We start from the raw sequence: 10,954 nt of genomic DNA, 5'->3' as shown, positions 1-10,954 counted from the left end.
CCGCGAAATCCCTGGCAGTCCTGCGTTAGTTCCACCTTGCGGTGCCGCCATCGGCCGATGGCACCTTCGCCGTCCCAGACAAGTACTCGGGGCACTGCGCCGAGCCCGACGATCAGGTGCCACCAGCCGGCGAACAGGTCTTCGGCGCCGCGGGTGGGAATCAACAAGGCAGAGAACCAGCGCGAATATCCGCAGGTCATCGTCAAGACCGGTAGTTTCGTCGCGGTCCGAACATGGCCGTGATCGATCGGCAGAGTGATCGGAGGGAACCAGAAGTCGCACTGAGCGATCTCGCCGGGAAGATACGTGGTTCGTGAAGCCGGGTCCGGCGGCAGATAGACCGGTCGAAATTCGGCGACCCTTGTGCTCAGGGTTCGGATTGAGCGGTCCCAGCCGATGCGTTCGGCGATCACCGTTGCGGGCATCGTCGGGAACTCGTGGAGCAACTCCCGAATGCGGGGTTCGACGACGTCGACGATCGAACCAGATTTGGCGCGTTGATATTTCGGTGGTCCGTCGGCGGCTAACGCCGAGCGGACGGTGTTGCGGGAAACTCCCATCAGGCGAGCGATTGCCTTGATCGGCAACCTTTCGCTTCGATGCTCGCCACGGCCCGCTGCAGCGCCGTGCGCAGCTCGGCAGGCGGCGCCGGGCCGTCCGCCTCCGCGCTCGCCGTCACCGCCGCCGCGACGTCCCGCAGCTTCGTGTTCGACAGCTGGGACGTCTCCCGCAGGATGTGCCACGCCTCGTCGGACGCGCAGCCGTGCGTGGCCATGAGGATGCCCCGCGCCTGGTCGATGACGGGGCGGGAGGCGATCGCCTGGCGCAGCTGCTCGACCTCCTCCTGGAGGACGTGCAGGCACTCCGCGCGTTCCAGGGCGACCGCGGAGACGGTGCGGACGGCCGGTGCCGCGGCGGGGGCCGGGCCGCTGGTGTCCAGGCCGGTCAGCGGGTCGGTCGTGTCCAGGCCCGCCAGCTCCAGGATCCGGCGCGGCTGGCCGTTCCAGTTCGTCGCCGTCACCGTCAGCGCCCGCTGCCGGCCGTGGTCGGCCAGCATGTCCAGGAACTGCAGACCCGCCGTGTCCATGAAGTGCACGCCCCCCATGTCCAGGTCCACCCGCGTGACGGTGGCCGGCAGGTCGGCCAGGGTTCTCGCCAGGATGTCCGCGCAACCGTGGACGAGCTCACCCCGCGGGGTGAGCTCGGCGCGGTCCGCGTCGACGCGGCCACGGATGACCAGGGTGTCCAGCCCTCCCGTGAGATGTGGTGATGCCGCTGAGGTCATGTCACCGCCTTGTCGGTCCTCGTCGGTCGTGTTCGTCTCGCCGGACTGCACGACGTCTCTCGCCCCCGTGACGTCGGTGTGAGCTGCGCCTGCCCGCCGTACGGCTTACTACACTCCTTTCCGGGGAATGAGCTCCTGCCGTACGGGTACGAGCGCTGTGGTCGGAAACGTGGGGAGAGGGCCTTGGAGACTCGGCATCAGCTCTCGGCGGCCGGCCCCGTGCCGGGCCTGGCGGTGTTCCCGCTGGCCGGGCAGCAGGGTGTCCGGGCGGCGGGGGAGGTCGTCCTGACGACGCGTGCGATCTGGGAAGGCGTACTGGAAGAGGCTGTTCGCGAAGGTGAGGACGTGTACTACCTGGAGCTGTCCGACGTGACGTTCGTCGACGTCGCGGGTGCCGGTGCGCTCGCGGCCGCCGCCGGGCAGCTCCGGGACGGCCGGCGGTTCGTGGTGCGCCGGCCGCCGGCGGCCCTGCGGCGGACCCTGGACCTGCTGTGGCCCGGACAGACGGGGATCGAGGTGTCGACGTCATGACCACCGCTGTCACCGAGCCCTTCGGACCCCTCGACCCCTTCGCCCACCCCGCGCTCTTCTACCGGGACGAGCAGGAGTACCTCGACGGCACCCTGCCCTTCGTGCGCGACGGCCTGGACGCCGGCGAGCCGGTCGCCGTCGCCGTGCCCGGCAAGAACCTCGCCCTGATCAGGGACGCGCTGGGGGACGCCGCCGAGGCCGTGCGGCTGCTGGACATGCGCGAGGCCGGACGCAACCCCGGCCGCATCATCCCGGGCGTGCTGCGCGCCTTCGCCGACGCCCAGCCCGCCGGCCGCCGGGTACGGATCATCGGCGAGCCCGTCTGGGCGGGCCGTTCCGACGCCGAGTACCCGGCCTGCGCCCAGCACGAGGCGCTGATCAACGCCGCCTTCCAGGGCCGGGCCGCGACGATCCTGTGCCCGTACGACGTGGTGCGGCTGCCCGAGCACATGGTGACCGACGCGTACGCCACCCACCCCACCGTCATCCACCCCGGCTCCCGGGCGGAGCAGGACAGCGCGGCGTACGCCCCCGAGGACGTGGTCGCCCGCTACAACGAGGCGCTGCCGCCCGTGCCGGAGGCGCTGATGTTCGCCTTCGACTCCGACTCCCTCTCCCACGCCCGGCACCTGGCCGTCGGGGAGGGCGCGCGGCTCGGCCTCGTCGGTGTGAAGCTCGACGACCTGGCCCTCGCCACGGCCGAGCTCACCACCAACAGCGTCGTGCACGGCGGCGGTTCGGGCGTGCTGCGGGTGTGGTCCGAGGACGGGTACGTGGTGTGCGAGGTCCAGGACGACGGGCACCTCACGGACGTCCTGGCCGGACGCCGCCCCGTGCCGCGCGACCAGCGCGGCGGGCGCGGGGTCCTGCTGGTCAACCTGATCGCCGACCTGGTGCGGGTGCACCGGGGCGACAGCGGGACGACCGTGCGCTGCTGGTTCGCCCGCTGACCCGGCGGCCGGCGCTCGGGTGACCGGCGTCGGCGTTCCGGCACTCGGTGTCGGCGACCGGCGTTCAGGCGCTCGGCGTCGGCGTTCAGGTACTCGGCGGTCGGCGGTCGGCGGTCGGCGTTCAGATACTCGGCGACCGGCGTTCAGGTACTCCGCGTCGGCGACCGGCGTTCAGGTACCCAGCGGGTCCAGCGCCAGCGGCGCGATCCTGCCCTCCAGCATCGCGCCGAGTCCCTGCACGGCGCACACGTCCGGGCGCTCGGCGATGTGCACCGGCATGCCGGTGGCCTGCCGCAGCATCTGGTCCAGGCCCGGCAGCAGGGCGCTGCCGCCGACCATCATGATCCCCCGGTCGGCCAGGTCGGCGACCAGGTCGGGCGGGCAGTCCCGCAGCACCTTGCCGATGCCGTCGAGGATCGCGGTGAGCGGCGTCTGGATGGCCACCCGGACGGCCGCGGTGTCGACCTGGACGGAGCGGGCCAGGCCCGTGGCGACGTCCCGGCCGTGGATCTCCGTGGAGGCCGGGCCCTGCGCGGTGAGGCCGTTGCCGGACAGGGCCAGCTGCAACGGCCGTACCGACTGGCTCGGCAGCATCAGCTCGTGCTCGTGACGCAGGTGCTGCACGATCGCGTGGTCGACGGCCTCGCCGCCCACCGGGATCCGCTCGGCGGTCACGATCGAGCCGAGGGACAGCACGGCCACCTGCGTGGCCGCCGCCCCGCACACCATGATCATCGTGGCCTCGGGCTGCTCCACGGGCAGCCCGCAGCCGACGGCCGCCGCGATGAGCGTGTCGACCAGTTCCACCCGGCGCGCCCCCAGCCCGACGAGCGTCTCGATCGCGGCGCGCTGGGCCAGCGGGTCGGCGTCGTGCGGGGTGCAGGCCGCGGCCCGCAGGATCGGCTTGCGCCGCAGAGCGCGGCGCATCTTGTCGCCGAGCAGGTGCCGCAGCATGCGCTGCGCCATCTCGATGTCGACGACGGTGCCGCCGGAGACCGGCCGGACCACCCGGATGTAGTGCGGGGTGCGGCCCGTCATCTTCTCGGCGAGCTCACCGACCGCGATCAGCGCGCCGGTGCGGGTGTTCACGGCGGCGGCGGACGGCTGGTCGACGACGAGACCCGCACCCTTGACGTAGACGCGTGTGCGGGCCGCCCCCAGGTCGACGGCGAAGTGGCAGCGGCGCAACTGCTCCAGACTGGTGGTCATGGCAGGTCCTCCCGAGAGCACAGACCGTGGGGGGCCGCCCGGGTGGCGGGCCTCGCAGACGTGGGTCCGCCGGGTGGCGGGCCCTCCTTCGCATCGTGCGCGGGAGGGGACCGGGCCGCCTTTCCTGGGGGGCCGGGCGGGGCGCCGCCGAACGGGGGGTTCGAGGGGCGGGGGACGTCACTGTCGTCGCATCCTGCCCGCCCGCAGCCGCCGGTCGGCGAGCTCGGCCTCACCACGGAACGTCGGCACCGGGCGCCCCGAAGGAGCGGCCCCCTCCGGCCCGGGCGGTGTCGGCCCTTCAGGTCCGGGTGCGCCAACGCCGTCACGGAACGCGGGCTTGCGCCGTTCTCACCCTCCGACGGTCCCCCGGATCACTCCCAGTTCCACCAGGTCCTGCGGCCGGATGCGCAGCTGGTCAGCCGTCGACTCCACCTCCCGAGGGGGCCGTTTGAGGATGGCCGCCGCGAGTTCCGGCGCGATCACGGAGAAGTAGCTGTCGGGGGTGGCCCAGGTGTTGCCGGGGGCCGCCAGGGCCAGCGCGCCGCCGGAGCCGCCCTCGCCGATCACCAGCGTGGTCACCGGGGTGCGGGCGCCCGCGACCACCCCGAACAGGTCGGCGATCGCCGCGCCCACGCCCTGCCGCTCCGCCTCCGCGTCGTTGGCCGCGCCCGGGGTGTCCACCAGCGTCAGCACCGGGATGCCGAGCCGGTCGGCGAGGCGGACCAGCCGGGCGGCGGTGCGATAGCCGGCGGGGCGGGTCGCGGTCCCGGTCTGCGCGGCGTACGCGACCGTACGGCCCTCGTGCGTGCCGAAGCCGCACAGCATGCCGTCCGGGTCCGTGCCGCAGCAGCGGTCGCCGCTGATCGCGACCCGGTCGGTGAAGTAGGCGTCCAGGTAGGCGGCGGCCCGCGGCCGTCGGGGCGAACGGGCGCGGCGCACGGCGTCCCAGCCCGTGGTGGGCAGGACCGAGGACCCGCCGAGCGGTTCGGGCGTCGGGGCGGGCGTGGTGGACGGGCACGTCAGCAGCCGCAGCCACCGCCCCAGCGTCTCGCGCAGCTCCTCCGGTCGTACGACCGCGTCCGCCGCGCCCGCCGCGACCTGTGCCTCCGCCGTGTACGCCGCCGGGTCCGCGTCCGCCGGCCGCACCCGGGAGCCGGCGAATCCCACCTGGGCGCCGGGCAGCGCGAGCGTCACGTCGGCGCCCGCACCCAGGGTGGCCCAGCCGCCCCCGGTCGTCGGGTCGCGCAGGATCGCGACCTGCGCGAGGGAGGCCTCCCGCGTGAGCGCCGACTGGCGGGCCACCCGCTGGAGCTGGGTCAGCGCGAGCATGCCCTCCTGCATGCGGCTGCCGCCCGTCGCCACCAGCGGCACCACCGGGAAGCGGCGTTCACGGGCGTACGCGTACGCCGCCTCCAGCCGGTCGCCGGTGCGCTCGCCCAGGGAGCCGCCGAGGAAGCCGAACTCGAACGCGATCAGCACGGCCCGGGTGCCGTCCACGCGGGCGGTGCCGCAGACCACGGACTCCTGCTCGCCGGTGCGCTCGGCGGCACGGGCGCGGGAGGCGTCGTAGCCCGGCCAGGCGAGCGGGCCGTCGGGCCTGGAGTTACCCGGCGGGGCGGGGAGTTCGGCGAAGGTGGCGTCGTCGGCGAGGGCGGTGACGACCGCGCGGGCGGAGCGGAGCTCAGCCATGGGCCAGCGCCCGCTTCATGATCTTCCCCATGTCGTTGCGGGGCAGCGCGTCGAGATGGCGTACCACCCGGGGCCGCTTGTGCGGCGCGAGCCGCCGCGCCACGTGCTCCGCCAACTCCTCCAGCGCGGGCGGTGCTTGGGGATCCGCCGGCACGATCCACGCCACGATCCGCTCGCCCAGGTCTGCGTCCGGCTCCCCGGTGACGGCCGCCTCCCGCACCCCGGGGTGTTCCAGGAGCGCGTTCTCGATCTCGCCCGCCCCGATCTTGTAACCGCCGCTCTTGATCAGATCGGTGGCCTTGCGGCCGACGATCCGGACGTAGCCGTCGGGATCGCGCACCGCCATGTCGCCGGTGCGGAAGAAGCCGTCGGCGGTGAATGCGGCGGCGGTGGCGTCGGGGCGGTTGAGGTACTCGGTGAACAGGTTGGGTCCGCGCACCTGGATCTCGCCCACCGTCTCCCCGTCGTACGCGGTGACCTCCGAGCCGTCCTCCTCGACCAGCCGCAGCTCCACACCCGGCAGGGGTACGCCGACCGTGCCCGGGCGGGCCTCGCCGTCGGCGCGGACGCTGGTGTTCATCAGCGTCTCCGTCATGCCGTAGCGCTCGATCACCCGCCGTCCGGTCGCGGTCGCGATCCGGCCGTGGTCGTGCACCGGCAGCGCGGCGGAACCGGAGACCAGCAGCCGCGCCCCGGTCAGTGCCTTCACCAGTTCCGGGTCGCTCGTCACGGCCTCCGCGACGCGGTGGTACATCGTCGGCACGCCGAACAGCATGGTCGCGCCGGCGTTCAGCTCGCGGGCGACGCCCTGGGTGGTGAAGCGGCCCAGGTGGCACACCGACCCGCCGCGCCGGAGCGGGCCGAGGGTGCCCAGGACCAGGCCGTGCACATGGAACAGCGGCAGTCCGTGGACGAGCACGTCGTCGCCGGTCCACTGCCAGGCGTCCGCCAGGGCGTCCAGGGTGCTCGCGAGGGCCCGGCGAGGGAGGACGGCGCCCTTGGGCGGGCCGGTGGTGCCGGAGGTGTAGACGATCAGGGCCGGGGCGTTCTCGCCGGCGTGCTCCTCCGGGGTGGGGCCGGAGCCGTGGACGTCGACGTCGAGGCGGGGCAGGTCCCGTACAGGAGGTGGGAGTTGGTCGTCGGGCGCCGTGAGCACCAGGTCGGGGGCACTGTCGGACAGGATGTGCCCGAGCTCCTTCTCACCGGACTTGGGGTTGAGCGGCACGGCGGGCACTCCGGCCAGCAGCGCGGCGACGACGGCGACGGCCGTCTCCATCGTGGGCGTCGCCCAGACGGCGACCCGGCGCGCGTCCCCGACGCGTTCCGCCGTCGCGCCGGCCGCGGCGGCGAGCTCGCCGTAGGTCAGGGAGCGCTCGCCGAAGCGCAGGGCGGGCCTGTCGGCAGGGCCGCCGGTCAGGGCGGGGAAAAGGGAGGTCACGCGTCACATCTCCTCAGCTGTTCGCCTGTTCACGGGTGCCGGCCCGGCTGTCCCCAGCCGGGCACGACCATCACCAGTCAGGCCGCCGCCGGGACGACCGCGACCACGATTCCTCCGTACACCATCGGCCGCCGGAAGAAACGTGCGCGGTCGACGTCCGGTGCGGCGGCGAGGACGAGTGCGCGAGAGTGGGCACACGGCCTAGGCGCCCGCGCCGACCGCGGCCTCCACCACGTCCGCCACCACACAACTGACGTTGTCCGGGCCGCCCGCCGCGTTCGCCGCCTCGACCAGGGCCCTGACCGTCTCGTCGGGGGAGGCCGGCGAGGCGAGGAGCTGCCGGACGCGGGTGTCGGGGACGACGCCCGACAGGCCGTCGGAGCACAGCAGGTAGCGGTCGCCGGGGCGGGTGTCGTGCAGGCGGAGGTCCGGGGCCGCGCTGGACCCGCCTCCGGTCAGGGCCTTCAGGAGCAGGGCCCGCTCGGGGTGCGAGGCCGCCTCCTCGGGCGTCAGCCGGCCCTCGTCGACCATCGACTGGACCATCGTGTGGTCGTGGGTGATGCGGAACAGTTCACCGTCGCGCAGCAGATAGGCGCGGGAGTCGCCGATGTGCACCAGCGCCAGCCGCGAGCCCGTCCACAGCAGGGCCGTCAGGGTCGTGCCGATGTCGTCGGAGCCGCCGGCGACGTCCCGCACGGCCTGTTCGGCGCCCCGTACCGCGTCCTCCAGGATGTCGAGGACACCACCGGCGGGGACCTCGTCGGTGTCCAGGAAGCGCAGCGCCTCCACGGCGGCACTGCTCGCGGGTGCGCCCGCCGGTCCGAAGCCGTCGGCCACGGCGAGCAGCCGGGTGCCCGCGTAGGCGGTGTCCTGGTTGGCGGGGCGCACGCGGCCGGTGTCCGAGTGGGCGGAGTAGCGCAGTTCCAGCATGGCGGTGTCCTTCCCGGGCCCGTCCGGGCCCGTCGTCAGGTGATCGACCAGGAACGCGGCGAGGTCGCGCCGGACCGCCGTCTCCGCCTCGATGCGCGCCCAGTAGGCGCGGATCTCGCGGGCGGCGGCCGACGGATCGCGGTCGTGCAGGAGGCACACCCGGCGGATCTCGGCCAGCGGCATGCCCAGCCGCCGCAGCCACGCCACCAGCCGGGCCTGCTCCAGCTGTGCGGCCGCGTAGTACCGGTATCCGGTGTCCGGGTCCACGCGGGCGGGCCGCAGCAGGTCCAGCTCGTCGTACAGGCGCAGTGCCTTCGGCGAGAGCCGGCTCGCCTTCGCGAACGCGCCGATCGTGATCATGGCCATACGTCCCCCTCGCGGTCCTCGCGTCCTGCGTGCTCGTCCGTTCCGCCACCGATGCTGGGGCTTCACCGAAGGTGAAGGTCAAATGGGGTGTCGCGGTTCCGGGCGGGATTGTTAGCCTGCGACGGACATCGAGTCGATCGTCCGTACGAGGAGGGAGTCGCCGTGGCCGGCACCCCGCGCATCGCCGTCGTCACCTACGACCCCCGCGGCGAGCAGCACAAGGACCGGGACCTGCCGGTGCTGGTGGACGCGCTGCGGGAAGCCGGGGCCGATGCCGTGGCCGTCCCCTGGGACGACCCGGGCACGGACTGGTCCGCCTTCGATCTCGCCCTCCTCCGCTCCACGTGGGACTACAGCTGACGCGCCGGGGAGTTCACGGCGTGGGCCGAGCGGTGCGCGAAGGCGACCCGGCTGGCCAACCCGGTCGGTGTCGTGAAGTGGAACGCCGACAAGCGCTACCTCGGGCAGCTCGCCGAGGCCGGAGTGCCCGCCGTGCCCACCCGGTACTTCGCGCCCGGCGACCCCGTCGCCCTGCCCGCCGACCGCGAGTACGTCGTGAAGCCCGCCTCCGGGGCCGGTGCCCGGTACGCCGCCCGCTATCCGGCCGGGGAACGGGAGGCCGCCGTACGGCAGATCGAGCGCATGCACGCCGAGGGGTTCACCGTCATGGTGCAGCCCTACCTGAGCGGTATCGACACGCACGGCGAGCGGGCCCTGCAGTTCTTCGGCGGGCGCCTGCTGCACGCCGGCGTCAAGGGCGCCGTGCTCGCGCCGGGCACGCCGTACGACGCCGACAAGGTCGCCCACCCCGACCTCCGCCCCTGGGAGCCGACCGTGGCCGAACTGGCCGTCGCCGAGCGGGCGCTGGCCGCCGTACCCGGGGACGCGGAGCTGCTGTACGCGCGCGTGGACCTCGTCACCGGGCCGGACGGCGAGCCGTGCGTGATGGAGCTGGAGCTGATCGAGCCGAACCTGTTCCTGGATCTGCACCCGGGCTCTCTGCCGAGGGTCGTGCAGGCGGTGCTGGCCGCCGCCGGCTGAGCACGGTGCGCGGGGCGTACGTCCCCTGATGTGGCTTTTGGTGTACTGGTAGGGCCATGCCCTCCGAGCGACAGTCCTGGGCACCGCTGCTGGCGGTGTGCGCCGGGTACTTCATGGTGATCCTGGACGTGACGGTCATCAACGTCGCCGTGCCGGTGATCGGGCGGGAGCTGTCGGCCTCGCTCACCGGCATCCAGTGGATCACCGACGGGTACACGCTGGTCTTCGCCGGGTTCCTGCTGACGGGCGGGGCGCTGGGGGACCGGCTGGGCAACCGGCGGGTCTTCTGCTGGGGCGTGGCGGTGTTCACCGCGTCCTCGGCGGCCTGCGCGCTCGCGCCCGGTGCGTCCTTCCTGGTGGTGGCCAGACTGGTGGAGGGGCTCGGTGCGGCGCTGATCGTGCCGGGGTCGCTGGCCCTGCTCCAGCAGTCGTATCAGCGGCCGGACGCCCGCTCGCGGGCCTTCGGGCTGTGGGGTTCGATGGCGGGCATCGCGGCCTCGGCCGGGCCGCTGCTGGGCGGGCTGCTCGTCTCCACGGTGGGCTGGCGCTGGGTGTTCCTCATCAACCTGCCCGTCGGCGCGGCCTGCCTGGCGCTGACCCTGCGGCACGTGGCCCGCTCCCCCCGGCGCGCCGACCGGGCCCTGGACTGGCCGGCGCAGGTCGCGGTCGTCGCCGCGGTGGCCCTGCTGACCGCGGCCCTCAACGAGGCCGGGCGGCGCGGCTGGTCCGACCCGGCCGTCCTCGCCGGGCTCGGTCTGGCCGTCCTGGCCGCCGCGGCCTTCGCCCTGCGCGAGCGGCTGGCCCGGTCCCCGGCCCTTCCGCTGGGCCTGCTGCGCTCACGCACCATGAGCGGCGGGGCCGTCATCGGCCTGCTGTTCAACTTCGGCTTCTACGGCATGGTGTTCACCGCCAGCCTGGAGTTCCAGCACCAGCGCGGCTACAGCGCCCTCGGCACCGGTCTCGCGCTGTTCCCGGCGGTGGCGATGACCATGTTCGCCTCGGTCCTGTCCGGCCGGCTGTCCCGTCGTACCGGCGACCGCCCCCTGGTCGTCTCGGGCATGCTCCTGGCCGCGCTGGGGCTGGCCGGCTGGGCCGCGGCGGGCTCCGACCCCGCCTACGGGCTCCTGGTGCTCCCGATGATGGCGGCCGGCTTCGGCACGTCCTTCGCCCTCACCGGCTCGACCGCCACCGTCATGGGCGCCGCGCCCCCGGCCTACTCGGGAGCCGCCTCCGCCCTGTTCAACACCACCCGCCAGGTCGGCAGCGCCACCGGCGTCGCGCTCGGCGGCAGCCTGCTCGCCTCGGCCGCGAACTACGGGGCCGGGATCCGGACAAGCATGGGCATCGGAGCCCTGGCCTATGTGACGGCGGCGGTCCTCGCCTGGCGCTGCGTACCGGCGAGGACCCACCGCGCGGACCCGGCCTAGGGCCTGTCGTTTGGATCAGCCCACAGACGCGGGGCCTGGCACGCGCATCTGCGGCGTTGTCGTCGGTCACCGACGCTCCGCGTCGACT

General features: G+C 73.9%; 9 protein-coding genes and 1 pseudogene. 4 read left to right on the top strand and 6 right to left on the bottom strand.

The annotated features are described in order from the left end of the window. Together ABT116_RS34165 and ABT116_RS34160 are read right to left on the bottom strand one after the other, a co-directional pair. On the bottom strand, positions 1 to 587 hold a 587-nt coding region (locus ABT116_RS34165; RefSeq protein WP_502983985.1), incomplete at its 3' end, for an IS21 family transposase. Continuing rightward, positions 560 to 1,285 (bottom strand): ANTAR domain-containing response regulator, encoded by a 726-nt coding sequence (locus ABT116_RS34160; protein WP_351641847.1) that lies wholly within the window; start codon positions 1,283 to 1,285, stop codon positions 560 to 562. The genes ABT116_RS34165 and ABT116_RS34160, both read right to left, overlap by 28 nt. A gap of 183 nt (positions 1,286 to 1,468) precedes the next feature. Here ABT116_RS34160 and ABT116_RS34155 point away from each other — a divergent pair, with 183 nt between their 5' ends. After that, positions 1,469 to 1,816 carry an STAS domain-containing protein gene (locus tag ABT116_RS34155; protein WP_351641845.1) on the top strand — a complete coding sequence of 116 codons (348 nt, stop codon included), beginning with the start codon at positions 1,469 to 1,471 and terminating at the stop codon, positions 1,814 to 1,816. Continuing rightward, positions 1,813 to 2,766, top strand: coding sequence for an anti-sigma factor RsbA family regulatory protein (locus ABT116_RS34150; RefSeq protein ID WP_351641841.1), 954 nt, complete (start codon positions 1,813 to 1,815; stop codon positions 2,764 to 2,766). Before ABT116_RS34155 ends, ABT116_RS34150 begins: the two co-directional genes overlap by 4 nt. Positions 2,767 to 2,937: 171 nt before the next feature. Here the strand turns inward: ABT116_RS34150 and ABT116_RS34145 are convergent, their stop codons facing one another. The 4 genes from ABT116_RS34145 to ABT116_RS34130 all read right to left on the bottom strand — a co-directional run bounded on the left by ABT116_RS34145 (position 2,938) and on the right by ABT116_RS34130 (position 8,398). Then, a complete protein-coding gene (locus tag ABT116_RS34145) occupies positions 2,938 to 3,975 on the bottom strand; it encodes a rod shape-determining protein (RefSeq protein WP_351641839.1) in 1,038 nt (345 codons plus the stop codon). 348 nt (positions 3,976 to 4,323) lie between these two features. After that, positions 4,324 to 5,664, bottom strand: coding sequence for a carboxyl transferase domain-containing protein (locus ABT116_RS34140; RefSeq protein WP_351641837.1), 1,341 nt, complete (start codon positions 5,662 to 5,664; stop codon positions 4,324 to 4,326). Further along, positions 5,657 to 7,102 (bottom strand): acyl-CoA synthetase, encoded by a 1,446-nt coding sequence (locus ABT116_RS34135; RefSeq protein ID WP_351641835.1) that lies wholly within the window; start codon positions 7,100 to 7,102, stop codon positions 5,657 to 5,659. The genes ABT116_RS34140 and ABT116_RS34135 overlap by 8 nt, the downstream gene beginning before the upstream one ends. A gap of 201 nt (positions 7,103 to 7,303) precedes the next feature. After that, on the bottom strand, positions 7,304 to 8,398 hold the full coding sequence (locus tag ABT116_RS34130; protein WP_351641832.1) for a MerR family transcriptional regulator: 1,095 nt from the start codon (positions 8,396 to 8,398) through the stop codon (positions 7,304 to 7,306). Between the two features lie 162 nt (positions 8,399 to 8,560). On the opposite strand from ABT116_RS34130, the pseudogene ABT116_RS34125 reads away from it, so the two are divergent. Then, positions 8,561 to 9,439: pseudogene (locus ABT116_RS34125) on the top strand (ATP-grasp domain-containing protein). A gap of 56 nt (positions 9,440 to 9,495) precedes the next feature. Beyond that, the gene (locus ABT116_RS34120) at positions 9,496 to 10,866 is read left to right on the top strand and encodes an MFS transporter (protein WP_351641830.1); all 1,371 of its coding nucleotides are present in this window, start codon (positions 9,496 to 9,498) and stop codon (positions 10,864 to 10,866) included. The last annotated feature ends 88 nt before the right edge of the window (positions 10,867 to 10,954 follow it).

The sequence above is a fragment of the Streptomyces sp. NPDC002130 genome, from assembly GCF_040296465.1.
Classification (GTDB): Bacteria; Actinomycetota; Actinomycetes; order Streptomycetales; family Streptomycetaceae; genus Streptomyces.
This window is presented reverse-complemented; position numbering and strand designations above follow the sequence as displayed.